At 61.7% G+C, this 15,868-nt stretch carries 19 protein-coding genes; 10 read left to right on the top strand and 9 right to left on the bottom strand.

All coding sequences use genetic code 11. The features are described from left to right. Position 1: 1 nt before the first annotated feature. From IVB01_RS27980 to IVB01_RS27970, 3 genes are all read left to right on the top strand, one after another. Positions 2–166, top strand: coding sequence for a hypothetical protein (locus IVB01_RS27980; RefSeq protein ID WP_247495054.1), 165 nt, complete (start codon positions 2–4; stop codon positions 164–166). A 130-nt stretch (positions 167–296) separates the two neighbouring features. Further along, on the top strand, positions 297–1,028 hold the full coding sequence (locus tag IVB01_RS27975; RefSeq protein ID WP_247495053.1) for a Crp/Fnr family transcriptional regulator: 732 nt from the start codon (positions 297–299) through the stop codon (positions 1,026–1,028). A 3-nt stretch (positions 1,029–1,031) separates the two neighbouring features. Next, positions 1,032–1,259, top strand: a complete 228-nt coding sequence (locus tag IVB01_RS27970) for a hypothetical protein (protein ID WP_247495052.1) — start codon at positions 1,032–1,034, stop codon at positions 1,257–1,259. A 70-nt stretch (positions 1,260–1,329) separates the two neighbouring features. Here IVB01_RS27970 and IVB01_RS27965 read toward each other — a convergent pair whose 3' ends face one another. After that, the gene (locus IVB01_RS27965) at positions 1,330–1,536 is read right to left on the bottom strand and encodes a hypothetical protein (protein ID WP_247495051.1); all 207 of its coding nucleotides are present in this window, start codon (positions 1,534–1,536) and stop codon (positions 1,330–1,332) included. A gap of 96 nt (positions 1,537–1,632) precedes the next feature. Next, the gene (locus IVB01_RS27960) at positions 1,633–1,893 is read right to left on the bottom strand and encodes a hypothetical protein (protein WP_247495050.1); all 261 of its coding nucleotides are present in this window, start codon (positions 1,891–1,893) and stop codon (positions 1,633–1,635) included. Between the two features lie 216 nt (positions 1,894–2,109). On the opposite strand from IVB01_RS27960, the gene IVB01_RS27955 reads away from it, so the two are divergent. Then, on the top strand, positions 2,110–2,646 hold the full coding sequence (locus tag IVB01_RS27955) for a DUF1003 domain-containing protein (RefSeq protein WP_247495069.1): 537 nt from the start codon (positions 2,110–2,112) through the stop codon (positions 2,644–2,646). Between the two features lie 41 nt (positions 2,647–2,687). Here the strand turns inward: IVB01_RS27955 and IVB01_RS27950 are convergent, their stop codons facing one another. The 4 genes from IVB01_RS27950 to IVB01_RS27935 all read right to left on the bottom strand — a co-directional run bounded on the left by IVB01_RS27950 (position 2,688) and on the right by IVB01_RS27935 (position 4,487). Beyond that, on the bottom strand, positions 2,688–2,888 hold the full coding sequence (locus IVB01_RS27950; RefSeq protein WP_247495049.1) for a hypothetical protein: 201 nt from the start codon (positions 2,886–2,888) through the stop codon (positions 2,688–2,690). A 195-nt stretch (positions 2,889–3,083) separates the two neighbouring features. Next, positions 3,084–3,581, bottom strand: a complete 498-nt coding sequence (locus IVB01_RS27945; RefSeq protein WP_247495048.1) for a ferritin-like domain-containing protein — start codon at positions 3,579–3,581, stop codon at positions 3,084–3,086. A 165-nt stretch (positions 3,582–3,746) separates the two neighbouring features. Beyond that, a complete protein-coding gene (locus tag IVB01_RS27940) occupies positions 3,747–3,893 on the bottom strand; it encodes a hypothetical protein (RefSeq protein WP_247495047.1) in 147 nt (48 codons plus the stop codon). Between the two features lie 405 nt (positions 3,894–4,298). Beyond that, the gene (locus tag IVB01_RS27935; protein WP_247495046.1) at positions 4,299–4,487 is read right to left on the bottom strand and encodes a hypothetical protein; all 189 of its coding nucleotides are present in this window, start codon (positions 4,485–4,487) and stop codon (positions 4,299–4,301) included. 253 nt (positions 4,488–4,740) lie between these two features. Here IVB01_RS27935 and IVB01_RS27930 point away from each other — a divergent pair, with 253 nt between their 5' ends. After that, a complete protein-coding gene (locus tag IVB01_RS27930; protein ID WP_256464875.1) occupies positions 4,741–6,369 on the top strand; it encodes a helix-turn-helix domain-containing protein in 1,629 nt (542 codons plus the stop codon). Here IVB01_RS27930 and IVB01_RS27925 read toward each other — a convergent pair. Beyond that, positions 6,326–6,751 (bottom strand): hypothetical protein, encoded by a 426-nt coding sequence (locus IVB01_RS27925; protein WP_247495044.1) that lies wholly within the window; start codon positions 6,749–6,751, stop codon positions 6,326–6,328. The two genes, IVB01_RS27930 and IVB01_RS27925, sit on opposite strands and share 44 nt — an antisense overlap. 386 nt (positions 6,752–7,137) lie before the next feature. On the opposite strand from IVB01_RS27925, the gene IVB01_RS27920 reads away from it, so the two are divergent. Both IVB01_RS27920 and IVB01_RS27915 read left to right on the top strand, forming a co-directional pair. Further along, complete coding sequence (locus IVB01_RS27920; RefSeq protein ID WP_247495043.1) at positions 7,138–10,284, top strand: CheR family methyltransferase; 3,147 nt, start codon at positions 7,138–7,140, stop codon at positions 10,282–10,284. 430 nt (positions 10,285–10,714) lie between these two features. Continuing rightward, positions 10,715–11,494 carry a Crp/Fnr family transcriptional regulator gene (locus IVB01_RS27915; protein WP_247495042.1) on the top strand — a complete coding sequence of 260 codons (780 nt, stop codon included), beginning with the start codon at positions 10,715–10,717 and terminating at the stop codon, positions 11,492–11,494. A 4-nt stretch (positions 11,495–11,498) separates the two neighbouring features. Here IVB01_RS27915 and IVB01_RS27910 read toward each other — a convergent pair whose 3' ends face one another. Then, positions 11,499–12,416: a hypothetical protein gene (locus IVB01_RS27910; protein ID WP_247495041.1), complete on the bottom strand. Its 918-nt coding sequence runs from the start codon at positions 12,414–12,416 to the stop codon at positions 11,499–11,501. 25 nt (positions 12,417–12,441) lie between these two features. Next, positions 12,442–12,738, bottom strand: coding sequence for a hypothetical protein (locus IVB01_RS27905; RefSeq protein ID WP_247495068.1), 297 nt, complete (start codon positions 12,736–12,738; stop codon positions 12,442–12,444). 336 nt (positions 12,739–13,074) lie between these two features. On the opposite strand from IVB01_RS27905, the gene IVB01_RS27900 reads away from it, so the two are divergent. From IVB01_RS27900 to IVB01_RS27890, 3 genes are read left to right on the top strand one after another with little or no spacing between them, the layout of a single operon-like run. After that, positions 13,075–14,175 carry an inositol-3-phosphate synthase gene (locus IVB01_RS27900; protein ID WP_247495040.1) on the top strand — a complete coding sequence of 367 codons (1,101 nt, stop codon included), beginning with the start codon at positions 13,075–13,077 and terminating at the stop codon, positions 14,173–14,175. Continuing rightward, positions 14,175–14,771 (top strand): histidine phosphatase family protein, encoded by a 597-nt coding sequence (locus IVB01_RS27895; protein WP_247495039.1) that lies wholly within the window; start codon positions 14,175–14,177, stop codon positions 14,769–14,771. Before IVB01_RS27900 ends, IVB01_RS27895 begins: the two co-directional genes overlap by 1 nt. Then, on the top strand, positions 14,768–15,868 hold the full coding sequence (locus tag IVB01_RS27890; protein WP_247495038.1) for a glycosyltransferase: 1,101 nt from the start codon (positions 14,768–14,770) through the stop codon (positions 15,866–15,868). The genes IVB01_RS27895 and IVB01_RS27890 overlap by 4 nt, the downstream gene beginning before the upstream one ends.

Here is a 15,868-nt window from a genome sequence, read left to right as displayed (position 1 = left end):
GATGGCCGATCAGATGTGGCATAGCCGCGGCGACCCCCGTCTGCGCGTCATGGCTCATGCCATTCGTCACGAGCAGCAGGGCGAGATTGCGCTGATGCATCGTGTGCGCGGCACGGAAGCGGTCGCCACGGCCTTCCGCAACATGCTGGCAGACAACGTCAATTGAACCACCTGTCACCGCGCATAATCCGCCATTCGAGCGCGCGCCGGGGTTACGTCCACTGAAGCAAATCTCTCACAGTCTGAGGCCCAGGAACCTTCGTTCTGAGATGGCGTTTTCGGAGCGGGAGAGAGAGATGACGAAAACGGAGATGACAGAACCTTTCTTGAAGCGGTTGAGGATCAACACCGAGATCGACGAGGAGGATGAGCGCGCGATCAACAGTCTCCCGATAGCCACCAAGCGGATGGCCAATGGTGAGCTCATCGCCTCCGTCGGTGATCGCCCTACCGCCTGCTGTCTGGTGACCGATGGATTTATTCTGCGGTCGAAGATTGTCGGCACGGGGCAGCGCCAAGTGCTGGCATTTCACCAGCCGGGTGACGTTCCCGATCTGCAGAGTTTGTTTCTGCACATCATGGATCACGACCTCACCGCTCTCGGCCATTGCGTGCTGGGTTTCATTCCCCATGGCGCGCTGCGAGAGCTCATAAAACGTCGGCCCAGCGTTGCCCAGGCCCTTTGGCGCGAAACCCTCACTGACGCCGCGATCTTCCGCGAATGGATCTGCAATATCGGCCAGCGGGATGCAACAAGCCGGGTGGCGCATCTCGTGCTCGAATTGTATGCGAGGCTGAAGGCGATCGGACGTACTGACGGCCTCTCCTTCAACTTTCCGGCAACTCAAACGCTGTTCGCCGACGCCGTCGGGACGAGCGTGGTGCATATGAATCGTGTAGTCCAGGAATTGCGCAATCAGCGTCTTCTGGACTTCGACAGGGGCCGCATTTCCATACTGGACGAAGCCAGACTAAGGAAAACGGCCGACTTCGACGCACTCTACCTTCACCAGGATCCGTCGCTCTGAGCCATGCGGTACTATTTCGACATCCAAGATGACTTTCTTGCGGTATCCGACAGCGAGGGAATCGAATATGGCAGCCTCGAAGTCGTGACCAAGGAAGCGATCATCGCCGCAACCTCGATCGGCAGGGACGTATTTACGTCCAAGGGATCACAGGTAACCTTGACCGTCAGAGACGAACACAGGCCTTTATTCGAAATGACCCTCAGGATGACCCGCAAGGAATTGGGCTGACGCTCCTGGTCGGATCATGAATGCGGTAAGAGACCGCCACGCAAGCCGGATCGTTTGCTTGAATTCGGACCTACGGCTGCGCAGGCTGCTTGGCGCCGGTCGTGACGCTGGGCGCAGAGTTCGGATTCGACGTGGTCGTCTGGTCGCGGATGTCGCGGCCATTGTAAAAGACGATCGCCGCAACGACGGCAATTGTGAAAATTGCACCGATCGCCCAAGCCGTCGGGCTGGTGCGGCGCAACCGATCGCTTCTCGTTTCGCCGATCTCTGACTTCATGTGCGACTTCCCGAGAGTATAGTGCCCGCAAGACTCCCAAGCGGTGCGCGAGAGCGAGACGTCTCTTGTGGACCAATCAGCCGAGCCGAAAACGCTTCAGGCGGACAGTCCCGGTTCGTCGTCCAGCGTCACGTCTCGTTCAAGCATCGCCAACTCGGCGACGGCACGCTTGCCTGCCTCGGTCAGCGCATCGAGACTCTGCGTATGAGATCTCGCACACTCGACGATCCTCTCGGCCACATACGTTCGCGCACCGTGATGCGCCAACGTCTCGGGCAAGATCCTGCAAGCGCTCTCCAGCGCCATATCCATGCGGGAGATCGTGCGTTCGCTGAATTGTTCGGTGATCAGCATCATGTCCTCTCTGCGCTGGATCATATCACCGGTCGTGGCCTGTACCGGTCCGCCGGCCGAGCTCCCAATTGGCGCATTCGTGCCGGAGCCTAGAGAAATCGGACGCCTTGCTCATTCACAAAGGTTAACCGCGCCGCGCCGTCGCCTCGAACAATTCGGGCATCGATGCTCATCGATGTCTCCGCAGGAACCTCGCAGCAGCGCCTACGTTGGCGCCGCATGCAAAGCGAGCTGACTTACAAGAGGCCGCCCCCGGATGGAATGAGCCCTGTTCTCGAACAGAATATTCGGGCGCTCGTCGAGCGCCGACGTCGCGAACAGGCCGGCGCCACCAAGCAACAGAAGCTGGCCGACGCCATTACCGCGTTTGCGGGCAGCATGATGTTTGTCTATCTCCATCTCGTGGCGTTCGGCTTCTGGATCATCGCAAATTTGCGATGGATTCCGGGGGTGACGGCGTGGGATCCGACCTTCGTCGTGCTGGGCATGATTGCGTCGGTCGAAGCCATCTTTCTTTCGACGTTCGTCCTGATCTCCCAGAACCGGATGGCCGCCGAGGCCGACAAGCGGGCGGATCTTGATCTGCAGATCAGCCTGCTGGCCGAGCATGAGCTTACCAAGGTGGCCGATGTGCTCAACGAGGTCGCGCGCCGCCTGCAAATTGACTCCAAGTCTCAGGCAGATCTCGACGAAGCGTCCCGCAGCATCGCTCCCGAACGCGTACTGGACAAGATCGAGGAAACGAACCGGCAGTGAACCGGCCGCCTCGTGAACGCGGCCTCGGGAACGCGTCGGCGTCATCTCCACATGGTCGGGGCGTCCACCAACGCTCGCTGTGCGACCAACTTGAGGCTCTCCGCGGAAATCTCGCCGTTCCTGGCACTTTCGAGCAGCTTCGATGCCACATGGACTCGTGCACCTGGATCGTCACGGGAAACGGCTGCGCAGACCTCATCGAAGATTTTCCGCAGCAGCGTGGTCGTTTCGGCATCAAGCATGGCGCTCCCCAATCCCGCAGGGGGATCATGCCCGAAAGCCGCAAGACGCGAATTCGCACATGTTAAAGCTTGCAGAAATGAGTAGCCGGCTCGACGTCTCCGGCGGAACGCCGTACGATTTTGCATCGCAAAAGGGATGCTGCCGGGCGGCGCCGATGCGCGCATCCGCCTGGGGAGCGCCCCTCCAGCTCTAGCTCAGGCGGCTCGTCGCTGGTGCTCGAGGAATTCCATGGTGACGTTCTCGACATTGGAGTCGATCCAGGCCGCCATGCGTTGCTCCTCCTTCAGCGAGGTCTCGAGGTCCGCCTTGGCGTCGGATGCACCCGCGGAGTCGCACAGCGCGAGAAGAGACTTGTAGGCGGCGATCTCGAAATTCTCGAATGCGTTATTGGCGAAAGTGTTCTTGAGGATTTCATCCCCCGCGGCGGCATGCGCCATCGCCTGCATGTTGGCCATCACGGACTGGGTGGTGTCCTTGAGAGCCGAAGTGCTCTCGCCACAGGCTTCGAGGCAACGTTCGAGCCGCTTGAGCTGTTCGTTGGTCTCGTGCAGATGAGCTGTCAGCTTGCTCTTGACCTCCGGGTATTCGTCGAGGCGCTCCGACTGGCGCTCCATCAGCTCGCGCGCTTGAACTTCCATCGCATGCGCGTTCCGTAGACCCACGATGAAGGTATCTCTGGCCGCGTTTGTCATCCTGGCTGATCCTTTGTGATTGGTGATCGCCGGGGCAACCTGTCGCCCGGGGCATCGTTCCAAACGGCTTCCGGATCACGCGCGGGGCCCGCTGCGCGTTGTGGACATCGTCGTCCGAGAACGACGGCTCGCCTGCGTTGCCAGGCGTTTCAATCATGAGACATGCTATTCCATTCGGCCTTTCTGCCTGAGATCGTTGATGCGGGTCTCGGCCTCCTGCCTGGACTGGACCAGCTCCGACCAGTCCTCCACCCGCGCCTCTCTGCTCAGGCGCTTGAGTTCGTCGAGTTGTTCCTGAGTTGGCTTTTCCATGTCGGATCCTTTCTCTGCGGTGCTTCGCCGCAGCGAGGATATCGCGTCACCCCGGGCATCGTTCCACGCTGCTGCAATCGCAGACGCGCGTGCTCGCTGACGCGGACGGCTGGTTGCGGCCCCGCATAGATCGTCAGGAACACGCCTCCGATCAGAACGAACGTCCACCACATGCTGAATGATAGGAGCAGCCGCCCTTCACCACATTCACGCAGGTTAAGTCCGGAGCTGCGGGCGCGTCGCCGTTCGGCCGCGCACGACCTGTCGATGCGGATCAAATCATTCCGACACCCTAGGAACGCTTGCAGCGGGGCTCGATTGGACGATTACATTCAAACCTCAGGGAGCAACAATATGCGTAAGACAATCTTCACGATCTCCGTGGCGGCTCTGTTGGCTGGCGCATCAGTCGGTGCTGCCTTCGCGCAAGGCGCTGGCGGTGGTGGTGGTGGCGCGGGTGGCGGTGCCGGAGGTGCGGGCGCTGGAGCCGGAGCTGGTGGTGGCGCTGGTGCTGGTGCTGGTGACGGCGGCAGCGGGGCCGGCGCCGCGGGCGCAGGGGGCGGCGGCATCACACATGTCGAGCGTGGCGGCCAAGGCGCCTCAAGTCCTTCCGGCATGCGCAACGAGACGACACCTCCATCAAACGGGGTCGTGCCCCGACGTTGACGGTTTGCCGACCGCGCAGGTTGAGGGGCCGATTGCTTCGACGTGCGCGGGGCACAGCGGCCACGGCGGGCCCTCTCCGCCGCCGGGGCCGCATCCATTTCGATCGCCTGGCGAGGGTACGAGTCTCGAAGACCTCCAGATCACTGCGCGAAAAGATTAGGAGCGCAACTTCCGGTGTCGGTTGCGCATTTGCGCCAACAACGTCGCGGCTGAATCCACGGACGGCGCTGGCGGTTCGGCTTTACAACTCGACCAGCGACCCGGCATGCAGGAGATGCTGAGCTATCTCATCGCCCACGACACCGTGCATCAGCAGCAATGGCTCGCGGTGATCGACGACATGGGCGCCGATGCCGCGCTGCCGATTCCCAACAATTTCGATCGCAGCAAGGAGGCGACGGAATTCAGCTACATGTTCATGGGGACCGAACACCACGCAGCCTCGATCCAGCCGGGGCGCTATTGCGAGGGGTCTTCGATCGACGGTCGGGGTGAATTCAGCTTCCGCGCCGGGTTCGAACCTCTCGTCGAAGAGCCGGTTCCGGGGCCGGCGCGGCCCGACAGCGGCGCGCAAGTGGAACAGATGAAAGAACCGCCGGTGACCCATGCGCTGACGCTGATGGTGCCGAGCGCGAGCCGTCCGCCCCCAATGGGCGAGGTGGCGATAATCGCTTGCCCCCCCGCAACTTCGAACCGCCCCTCTCCCCCTTCCGGCTCATCCCAACCGCGCGAGATTCTGGGAACAACGTGGAACCTGCCGCGCGAGATTTCGTTTTTATGGCTTCAGGGCTCCGGAATATTCAGGGCTCCGGGAATGTTGCACCGCCTGACACTCAAAGGCCGATCCTATGAAGAGCTTCGTCAACTCGCTGCCGAGCGGCGGACGCTTGCGACGTCCGAGGAGGGTCATCTCCGAGCGCTGCTTCTGAACGAGGCGGCGCTGCTGGACTTCTACGCCGAGTTGCGCGCGTGGATGGAGCGCACTCCGCCATCCGAAGGAGGTGCTCAATTCGCAGCCGCAACCTTGGCTCCGTCAGGCGCTTTCGATCTGTCTCCCTTGTTGGGCACCTTGGGCCGCCGAATGGGCCTGTCGATCGCAGACCAGCAGGCTCTGCTCTCGATTGTGCATGTGCGAAATGTCGTCAAGGACGAAATGATCATCGAAGAAGGAGCGGGCCCTGTGCCGCTGCTCCTGCTGTGCAGTGGGGTGGCCCGTGCCACCCGCACCCTGGAAGACGGCGGCCAGCAGATCGTCGCACTATGTCTCCCTGGCGATCCGCTCAATCCAGGAGACTTCATTCTGGGTCGGTCCGGAATTTCAATCAGCACGTTCTCGCCGGCTCTGGTCCTGTCGATTTCGGCGGCCGAGTTGCTTCCGATCCTGGAACAGCGGCCGGCCATCGTACGGGGCCTCTGGCGCGAGACGGCATGGCGGGCTTCCGTTCAAAGGGAATGGCTGATCTGGCTGGGCCGGAAACCGGCCGAGGCGCGCCTCGCTCATCTCCTATGTGAGATCGCTTGTCGTTCGGTCAGCAGCCGAAGGGAGACCGACGATGTCGAATTCCCGCTAACGCAGCGCGAACTCGGCGACGTCCTTGGGCTCTCGACCGTGCACGTCAACAGGGTCCTGCAACAACTGCGAAACAGCAAGCTGGTTGATTTCAGCCGGGGCCGGCTCGTCATCCGCGACCGGGCGGGGCTTTATCAGGCTGCTGAATTCGACCCGGCCTATCTCGAAATACCTGCGGGGGGGGTAACGGTTGAAGTTAGCCGGCGCGCCTCTTCAGACGCTCCAGCTGTACGTGAATAGCACCCGACGTTGTACGCATCTTTCTCAACTCCTCCTGAATCTCAGCCTTGAGGCGTTTGCCGCGGGTCAGTTGCTGGTTGCAGGACTCAATGAGCTGATTGCCGCTCTGCCCGTGACTCTGATTCCGAGCCGCAGACAGCCGTGGCGGCTTCGGGCGCAAAACGTCCGAGAACGGCACCTGCATCAGGGAGTGGCGCTCGGCATCAAGTATCTCCACGGAATCGAGATTCGGATCGCAGCGCGCCCGGAGCTTCTCAAACGATATTTCCAGAGCCGAACGGCACGCGTCGAGATAGGCCTCTTCCAGCGAGGGGAATTCCGTCCCGACATCGTCCGCCTCGGTCGTTCCGCCCGAGGTAAAGTCGAAGAAGAAAAGCGGCATCGGGAATCCTTTCCCAGCAGGCATCAAGTCGCCATAACGCAGTCAACGAGTTTTTGTGCCTAGCATCTGGAATTGCTCGGATTCTCATTCGGGATGGCGTTGGCGCAGACACAACGGCCGGTCAGGAACTCCCGTCGAAACCGTTCTTGACACTCTCCTGTTTGGTGCGAGGGTAGAACAGATTGTCACCCCTGCGGAGATCGAATGCCCGACCAGCACATTTTGATGGCGCTCCCTGCAGCCGTACCCGGTCAGTGCGGGGAGCTCGAAGCCGGGAGGGCATCGCGCCTGCTGGATGAAGGGATGTCGAGGTCACGGACTGCATTGGCGCTCGCTCGTGCCAAGCGCGCGCAGGGTCTGGCATCGATGCCGTGGAGCGCACGGCCATGACGGTGGCGGATACCTTTCCAATCGTTGGCATCGGCGCGTCGGCCGGCGGAATCGAAGCGCTCGAAGGGTTCTTTCGCGGCTTGCCCCCGGCGCCGGGTCTCGCGCTGGTTGTCGTGACGCATCTCAGCCCGGAGCGGGAAAGCCTGCTGCCTGAGATCGTCGGTCGTTACACGGCCCTGCCGGTGCAGGTGGCCACCGATGGGATGCAGGTCCGGAATGACCACGTCTACGTCATGCCGGCCAAAGCCATTCTCGGCATCGAAAACCGCCGGCTGACGCTTCGCAAGAGCAGCAGCTACCGTCAGCACAAGCCGATCGATATTTTCATGAGCGCGCTGGCGGTCGATATCGGCGAGCTCGCAGGCGGCGTCGTCCTCTCGGGAGGGGACGCGGACGGCACGCTTGGCGTCAAGGCCATCAAGGAGCGCGGCGGGATTACGTTCGCGCAGATCGGCGACGGCTTCGGCCCGCAGCATCCCGATATGCCCGACGCTGCAATCTCCTCCGGCCTCATCGATTTCGCGATACCGGTCGAAGACATGGGCGCCAAACTGGTCGAGTTCGCCCGTGGCACCGACCTGTTCAGCCAAATCCGCGACGACGGCGCCGAGAACTCCGAAGATCAGGGGATCAGCCAGTCGTTGCCGGAGATCTACGCAATATTGCGCAATCAGATCGGGCACGATTTCAGCGGGTACAAGATCAAGACCTTCATTCGCCGCGTCCAGCGCCGCATGCAGGTCACCCAACTCGCCACCATCGAGGCCTATGTCGAGCGGCTACGGCAGGAGCCGACGGAAGTCGGCGCCCTTTTCCGGGACCTGCTCATCAACGTGACGAACTTCTTCCGGGACGCGGACGCCTTCGAGGCGCTCGCAACGACGGTCATTCCCAAGATCTTCGAAGGACGGGGCGCGGACGACACGGTCCGGATCTGGGTTCCAGGCTGTGCCACTGGAGAGGAGGTTTTTTCGATCGCAATCCTGGCGCGCGAACATATGGAAACACTCACGGCCGTACCGCGCGTGCAGATCTTTGCCACGGACATCGACGAACGGGCCCTCGCGGTGGCGCGAACTGCCCGCTATCCCGGCCCGCTGCTCGACAGCGTATCGGCCGAACGCCGCAAGCGCTTCTTCGTGTCGGATGGCGTTAGCTATGTCGTCTCCAAGGACGTGCGCGACCTCTGCATCTTCTCACCCCACAGCGTCATCCGCGACCCGCCATTCTCGCGCATCGATCTGGTGTCCTGCCGCAACCTGCTGATCTATTTCGGCGTGGACGTGCAGAATCAGGTGATCCCGACCTTCCACTATGCGCTGCGTCCGGAGGGCTACCTGTTCCTCGGCTCGGCCGAGAATGCCAGCCAGTTCGCGGATTTGTTTGCACCGATCGAAAAGCGGCATCGTATCTTTCGCCGACGCTCCGATTCCGCCTCTCCGAGGCTTCCCATCGCGCTAAGCGGCGTGCGTCCCGGGGCCGGTACGGACCTGCTTCCGCGGCGCCAACCCCTCGCCGGCCTCGCTTTACGGCAGGCCGTCGAGGAGCACGTCGTGGAGCACTTTGCCCCGCCGCATGTCGTCGTCAATCACGACGGTGACGTGGTCTACTACTCGACCCGGACCGGAAAATATCTGGAAGCGCCTGCCGGAGCTCCGACGCGGCAGCTTCTGACCATGGCACGAAGGGGCCTCCGGCTGGATCTGAGAACGCTGTTCCGGGAGGTGATCGAGGCCGGACGAGCCGCAACGCGGAGCGGCGTTTCACTCGACAGCGAAGACGGCGGGATGCAGCTAGTCAACTTGACAATCAAGCCGCTGGACGACCGCGACGGCGGCGAGCCGCTCTATCTGGTGCTCTTCTCCGATCATGGACCGGCGCTCAGCCGGGAGGAAGCTCTGAACCGGGCCCAGGTCGGCCACAGCGATGCGGCTGCGCACATCGAGCGCGAACTGCGCGAGACCCGGGACCGCCTGCAATCCATGATCGAGGAGTACGAGACCGCGCTGGAGGAACTGAAGTCTTCGAACGAGGAGCTCGTCTCCGTCAACGAAGAGATGCAATCGACCAACGAGGAGCTGGAGGCCTCCAAGGAAGAATTGCACTCGGTGAACGAGGAGCTTCATACCGTCAATGCCGAACTCCACGGCAAGGTGGACGCGCTGGATCGGGCGAACAGCGACCTACAGAACCTGTTCGAAAGCACCGAGGTCGCGACCATTTTCCTGGACAGGAAGCTCGTCATTAGAAGCTTTACTCCTGCGGTCACGAAGGTGTTCAACATCCTTCCGACGGACAAGGGACGGCCGATCACCGATCTTTCGAGCCGACTGAACCTGACCGGCTTTTCGGACGATATCGCCAAGGTGTTCGCGGGTGCGGATCCGATTGAGAGAAGGGTCGGCGGCGCGGGACAAGATCCGCACTATCTGGTGCGGCTAGCGCCCTACCGCGACGGTGATCGGAAAATCCGGGGCGTCGTCGTGACCTTCATCGACGTGACGAGCCTGACCCGTTCGGAAGCAAGGCAGCGCGTTCTCATTGCCGAGCTGCAGCACCGGACTCGCAATTTTCTTTCGATTGTCCAGGCGCTTGCTCAACAAACGCTCGGAAACGGCGGATCCCTGCAGGAATTCTCGACCCGGCTTGCAGCCCTCGGGCGCGTCCAGAGTCTCGTCACCAAGGCAAGCGAGCGCCAGCTCGATCTTGGCGATATCATCCGCTCGGAACTGCAAGCGGTCGGTGCCACCGAGGACAAGGTGTCGGTCTCCGGTCCCGCGGTTCCCTTGGGATTCGAACTCGTCCAAACGATCGGACTTGCCCTGCATGAACTGACCACGAACGCAGTCAAACACGGCGCTCTCAAGGAGAACCAGGGCCGGCTCGATATCTCCTGGCGTATTCAACCGAACGGTCAGAGCACCACTCCCAATCTATTGCTGACCTGGAAGGAGAGCGGGGTTCTCAAGCTGCCGAAGCCTTCGCGGAACGGATTTGGGCGCAACCTGATCGAGCGGGCGCTCGCACGCAGCTCGGGCGCAAAGATCGAATTTCGCTTCGGCGAAGACGGAATTTTGTGCCAGATCGAACTCCCGCTGTCGGGAGCAACTGATTTCGCCGCGAACCAGGAAGCGGGCGAATGACACCAGAAGCCGCAAGGCTTCTCGGGGCGGGCTGTCCGTCAGCGGCGCGCCTGTTATGTGATCATCATCCAAACGATCGCGATGACATCACCAGAAAGCCCGCGACCGCAGTGCCGATGAAGATGCATTCCCACGCGGTCCATGCCGCTGCTCCCCCGCTCTAGGCCGAGAGCTTTGACAGCTTGCGAGGAGTGAACATTAATATATGTGAATCGGCCGCTTCATTTTGAATCCGCGGAGATGAGATACGCATCCTACTGCCGTTCAGGTTCCGTGACTGCAGCAACGGATTTGTGAACCGATCGACAAATGTTGGATCGCCGATTACCTGCGACAGAGAGCGCCGCCGCCGGCAGACTTTAGCAAACGTTAATGTAAGTTTCGTCCGGCGTCCGCCAAATGGAAAGAGACAACATGTAATGGACACGCAATGCAAGCAGGGTTCGCTTTCTCCAAGCTCGCAGACCGATTGGCGAGTCTTACCGATCTGACCGCCCAAGATCTCGAGCAGCTGGCGGATATGCCGAGTGCCATTGCGCACGTTGGAGCTCATCAGGCGGTTCTGCGGCGCCATGACGAAACGGACAGTTGTTGTCTCGTGCTTCAAGGCTACCTCGCGTGGTACCTTGCCGAAGGCCAGCAAGGACAAATTACGTCCATACATGTTCCCGGCGACATTCCCGATCTGCACACGCTTTATCAACCGCATGCCGAAGGCAATCTTGTCGCGCTCGGATCTGCCGTCGTTGCCTTGGTTCCACACAGCTTCTTTCATGAGCTGTCCGCGAGATCCGCAGCAATGTCTCGCGCGCTGCTTCTCATGCAGCTCACTGATCTCGCGATCCAGCGAGACTGGACGTTGAACCTCGGCAGCCGCAATGCTCTCGCGCGTGTCGCCCATCTGATCTGCGAAATCACCGAGCGTCTCCAGGCCGTCGGACTTGCGAGAGACCTCAGTCTCGCATCGCCGTTCACACAGTCCGACCTCGCTGCAGCATGCGGCATATCTCCGGTGCACGCAAATCGCACCGTTCAGGAACTGCGGCGCCGCAACTTGCTGCGATGGCATGGAAAAATCATGACGATCGTGGACTTGCCGGGCCTGGTCCGTCTCGCGGGCTTCGATCCGGCCTATTTGCGGACCCGACCTCTCGCCGACAGACCGCCTTCGCAATGCGAGCCGGTATCGACAGCCGTCGCGGTCGCATGACTGATCATCCAGCCCGCCGCGTCAGTTCCGCGCGGGCGAGCAGCATCTGCCGCACCTCTTCGATAACGTCGTCCCAATTGCCTTGGGTCCTCTGGTGGAAAAGGCGCAAGCTCGGGTACCAGAACGTGCGAGGGCCGGAGATCGGCCAGCGCCAATCGCAGTCGGCATGCAGCAGCACCCATGCTTCACATCCCAGCGCCCCCGCGAGATGCGCGACCATGGTGTCAACGCAAATGACGAGGTCGAGCTGGCGGATCAGATGACCAAGAGCCACGATGTCGGGCGTGCTGATATCCCGCGCGATCGTCTCGGGGAGCGGCTCAGCCCCTCCTCCTCGCTGAAGCGAATATAAAGTTCTGCCGGCACCGGCAAGGCGTCTCAGCAGCGTCGGCGGAATGGCACGCCGCTTGTCCCAGGCACCAACCTCCCAGACCAGACCTGCGGCAACCTTCTGGAAATGGTGAAGTCGCCCCGCGGCTGCACCGCCCGGAGGCAGCGTCAGATAGGGCGCGCGCATCTCGACCGTTCCCCGCCCCGCCCTGATCGCGTGCGGAACCTCCATGATCTCGATATCCACATCGAACTCGGTGTCCGGTGTGCCGTCATGAAGTGGAATGGCGAGACTGACGCCTTCGACCCGCTCGACCAGAGGCAATAGCTCAGCCTGGCACCAGACCGTCACGCTGCGCGCTATCATCCTGAGCGCGGGCATGAAGCGCAGGAACTGCATGGTGTCGCCGAGCCCGTGATAGCAGCGGACCAGCAGGCGTTTGTTCGCCAGTTCCTCGCCGCGCCATATCCGTTGCAGATGGCGCGGACCAGTGTGCTTGGGGGTAGCGGCAAGCGCCGCCAGATCGCGATCGGCAATGGCCCAGGCGCGAGCGAAATCCCCCGCACGCATCGCCTCCGTCCAGCTGTTCATGCTGCCCACGTCGAGGGCATCCCTCCTAAGCTCTCACGAATTTATGAAAGCGACTGAGTTCGCCATCATTGGTCCGGTCCTGATGAAGGAACGCGATGCCGGCTTCATCGAACTTCTCGAAGAACTCGTCCCAGCTGATCCGGTCGAGGCCTTTATCGGGCGGATCGAAATCGATCCGCAGGATTCCGGCATGTCCATTCTCTTCCGTCGCCTTCACGGTTGCCGGGTTGCCGCCGCGTTCCTCCGCCCATTTTCGAATGACGTCATGGTCGGTCGTCTGCTGGGCTTCGCTGCTGTGCGTCTTTGCCTGACTTGAACTCATTTGACACCTTTTCTCGTTGGCGCTGGAACTCGACACGAAATCGAGCACGTCCGCTTTCGCTGAACGTCGGCCGGCATGATTTGTTCTTATTGCGATCGCCAGGCGCGGCGGGGCGGCACCATGGCCTTCATCTTCTTCTTGTTCTTCAACCAGGAAGAAGATCGTTCCTTGAAAACGTCGCCAGATTCTAATCCAGGTTAGTCTTATCGCTTTTTCTCGGCCCCCTGCGCCGATCATCCTGCTGCAAGCATGATCCGCACAGGAACGAACATACCTTCCGCACGTTCGCCGATCTACTTACGTTGACCGCGCTGCTTTTCCGGAGGGCATCAGTTCATGCATTCACGTCTTCAAGACAGGCAACGCGTGCGCGTCGGCATCGTCGGTGTCGGCAATTGTGCGAGCTCCCTGGTGCAGGGGCTGACCTACTACCGGAATGCGAAGTCGAACGAGCCGGTGCCCGGATTGATGAACGCCGACGTCGGCGGCTATCACATCAGCGACGTCCAGGTAGCGTCGGCATTCGACGTGAACGCCAACAAGGTCGGGCGCGACGTCGCCGAGGCGATCTGGGCGAGACCGAACAACACCCACCGCTTCGCCGACGTCGCCGCTACCGGCGTGATCGTGCAGCGCGGGCCGGTCATGGATGGCGTGGGCCGCTATCTGCGAGATGACATTCCAGTTTCCGATGCGCCCGAGGCGGACGTGGCGGAGGTGCTGGCGACGTCGCGAACCGACGTGCTGGTGTCCTATCTTCCGGTCGGCTCGCAGCAGGCCAGCGAATGGTATGCCGCCCGCGCGATCGAGGCAGGTTGCGGCTATGTCAACTGCATCCCGGTTTTCATCGCCTCCAATCCGGATTGGCGAGCCCGGTTCGAACAGGCCGGCCTGCCGATCATCGGCGACGACATCAAGAGCCAGGTCGGCGCCACGATCCTTCACCGCGTGCTCGCCAATCTGTTCCGCGACCGAGGCGTCCGCCTCGATCGCACCTATCAGCTCAACGTCGGCGGCAACACCGATTTCAAGAACATGCTCGAGCGCGAGCGACTGACGTCCAAGAAGATCTCGAAGACCCAGGCGGTCACGAGCCAGTTCGACGTCCCCATGGACGCCGACAACATCCATGTCGGGCCGAGCGATCATGTCCCGTGGCTCACCGACCGGAAACTCGCCTATATCCGGCTGGAGGGCACCACCTTTGGGGGCGTTCCCCTGAGCGCCGAGGTGAAGCTCGAGGTCTGGGATTCTCCAAATTCGGCGGGTGTCGTCATCGACGCGGTGCGTTGCGCCAAGCTCGCCATGGACCGCGGCACGGCCGGCGCACTGACCGGGCCTTCGAGCTACTTCATGAAATCGCCGCCGCAACAGTTCACCGACGAGGAAGCCGGGCGCCGAACCCGCGCCTTCATCGACGACAAGGCCTACGCGTAATGGCGAGAATCATTCATCTCGTGCGTCATGGTCATCACCCCCTGCTCGGCCGCACGCTGTGCGGCCGGATGAAGGGCGTCGCGCTCGACGAGCTCGGCTGCGAGGAGATCGCGCGCTGCGCCGATGTGATCAGCCCCCAGCCGACCCTCGTTCAATCGAGCCCACAGCGCCGCTGCCTGCAGTCAGCCTGCATCCTGGCCAGGCATTACAGTCTCGCGGTCGAGATCGTCCCCGCGCTCGATGAACTGGATTACGGCGATTGGACCGGGCGATCGTTTGACGACCTCGCCCGGGATCCGCGATGGTCGGTCTGGAACACGCAGCGCGGCACGAGTCGGCCACCCGGCGGCGAGAGCATGCGAGCTCTTCAGCGACGCGTCGTCGACCATCTCGAGCATCTGCGGAGCGACCCCGGCAGCGACTCTGTGGTCGTCGTCAGTCATGCAGAGCCGATCCGTGCCGCGCTCCTGCACTATCAGGGCATTGAACTCGACGACTTTCTCTCCGTCGAGATCGAACCGGGCAGCCTCAGCACGCTCACTGCCGATCACAACAAGATCAAGATCACCGGAATCAATCAGCGGGTAAGAGCGTGAGGATCGTCATATTCGGTCTGACTATCTCCTCCTCCTGGGGCAACGGTCACGCAACCTTGTGGCGGGGCCTCTGCAAGCACCTGGTGCAATTGGGGCACACCATCGTGTTTTTCGAGCGCGACACGCCGTATTATGCCGGCGCTCGGGATCTACACGAGCTGCCGGGTGGTCAGTTGAAGTTGTTTTCGGATTGGGAGTCCGTCCGCCCGGTCGCCAAGCAACATCTCCGCGATGCGGACGTCGCGATCGTCACGTCCTATTGCCCGGATGCAATCGCGGCGACCGACTTGATCCTCGAAGGACGCGCGATTCCGGTATTCTACGACCTCGACACTCCGGTGACGCTGTCGAGGATCGTGGCGGGAGAGGCAGTGCCGTATATCGGTCCGCGCGGCCTCAGGGATTTCGATCTGGTCCTGAGCTTCACCGGCGGCCCAGGCATCTCTCATGAATTCCGCTCGAGGCTCGGCGCGCGCCACATCGAGCCGCTCTATGGTCACGTCGATACCGACATTCATCGGCCGGTCGCACCGCAACCGCATTACGGTGCGGATCTGTCCTATCTCGGCACCTACTCCGATGATCGTCAGGGGACGCTCGAAGCGCTGTTCGTTGCGCCCGCGCGTAACAGGCACGATCTGCGCTTTCTGATCGGCGGCGCCCAGTATCCGGACGATTTTCCGTGGTCCCCGAACATCTATTTCGTCCGGCATCTGCCGCCGTCCGAACATGCCGCGTTCTTCGCTTCGTCCCGCCTGACGCTCAATGTCACGCGCCGGCCGATGGCCGAGATGGGGTGGTGCCCCTCCGGCCGTCTGTTCGAGGCCGCAGCCTGCGGAGTTCCTTTGCTCAGCGACGGTTGGGCAGGCATTGATACGTTCTTCGTCCCCGGCGACGAAATCCTGCTTGCGAAGACTGAAGACGATACGCAGGCCGCCTTGGCGATGCCTGATGCCGAGTTGCAACGCATCGCGCGACGGGGACGCGAGCGGACCATGGACCAGCACACATCGGACAAGCGAGCCAATGAACTTGTTGCGCTACTCGAACGCGCAGCGTCCGGCCGCATGTGCCAGCGGCAAACCGAGGAGGCCTAG

Source organism: Bradyrhizobium sp. 164, from assembly GCF_023073715.1.
Classification (GTDB): Bacteria; Pseudomonadota; Alphaproteobacteria; order Rhizobiales; family Xanthobacteraceae; genus Bradyrhizobium.
Note: the sequence above shows the minus strand (reverse complement) of the source record. Positions and strands in the feature narration are given on the sequence as shown.

What these genes read in the sequence shown, in the direction of transcription:
- IVB01_RS27980 (WP_247495054.1), top strand. Translation starts at nt 2, where the DNA reads ATGGCCGATCAGATGTGGCATAGCCGCGGCGACCCCCGTCTGCGCGTC.
- IVB01_RS27975 (WP_247495053.1), top strand. Translation starts at nt 297, where the DNA reads ATGACGAAAACGGAGATGACAGAACCTTTCTTGAAGCGGTTGAGGATC.
- IVB01_RS27970 (WP_247495052.1), top strand. Translation starts at nt 1,032, where the DNA reads ATGCGGTACTATTTCGACATCCAAGATGACTTTCTTGCGGTATCCGAC.
- IVB01_RS27965 (WP_247495051.1), bottom strand. Translation starts at nt 1,536, where the DNA reads ATGAAGTCAGAGATCGGCGAAACGAGAAGCGATCGGTTGCGCCGCACC.
- IVB01_RS27960 (WP_247495050.1), bottom strand. Translation starts at nt 1,893, where the DNA reads ATGATGCTGATCACCGAACAATTCAGCGAACGCACGATCTCCCGCATG.
- IVB01_RS27955 (WP_247495069.1), top strand. Translation starts at nt 2,110, where the DNA reads ATGCAAAGCGAGCTGACTTACAAGAGGCCGCCCCCGGATGGAATGAGC.
- IVB01_RS27950 (WP_247495049.1), bottom strand. Translation starts at nt 2,888, where the DNA reads ATGCTTGATGCCGAAACGACCACGCTGCTGCGGAAAATCTTCGATGAG.
- IVB01_RS27945 (WP_247495048.1), bottom strand. Translation starts at nt 3,581, where the DNA reads ATGACAAACGCGGCCAGAGATACCTTCATCGTGGGTCTACGGAACGCG.
- IVB01_RS27940 (WP_247495047.1), bottom strand. Translation starts at nt 3,893, where the DNA reads ATGGAAAAGCCAACTCAGGAACAACTCGACGAACTCAAGCGCCTGAGC.
- IVB01_RS27925 (WP_247495044.1), bottom strand. Translation starts at nt 6,751, where the DNA reads ATGCCGCTTTTCTTCTTCGACTTTACCTCGGGCGGAACGACCGAGGCG.
- IVB01_RS27920 (WP_247495043.1), top strand. Translation starts at nt 7,138, where the DNA reads ATGACGGTGGCGGATACCTTTCCAATCGTTGGCATCGGCGCGTCGGCC.
- IVB01_RS27915 (WP_247495042.1), top strand. Translation starts at nt 10,715, where the DNA reads ATGCAAGCAGGGTTCGCTTTCTCCAAGCTCGCAGACCGATTGGCGAGT.
- IVB01_RS27910 (WP_247495041.1), bottom strand. Translation starts at nt 12,416, where the DNA reads ATGAACAGCTGGACGGAGGCGATGCGTGCGGGGGATTTCGCTCGCGCC.
- IVB01_RS27905 (WP_247495068.1), bottom strand. Translation starts at nt 12,738, where the DNA reads ATGAGTTCAAGTCAGGCAAAGACGCACAGCAGCGAAGCCCAGCAGACG.
- IVB01_RS27900 (WP_247495040.1), top strand. Translation starts at nt 13,075, where the DNA reads ATGCATTCACGTCTTCAAGACAGGCAACGCGTGCGCGTCGGCATCGTC.
- IVB01_RS27895 (WP_247495039.1), top strand. Translation starts at nt 14,175, where the DNA reads ATGGCGAGAATCATTCATCTCGTGCGTCATGGTCATCACCCCCTGCTC.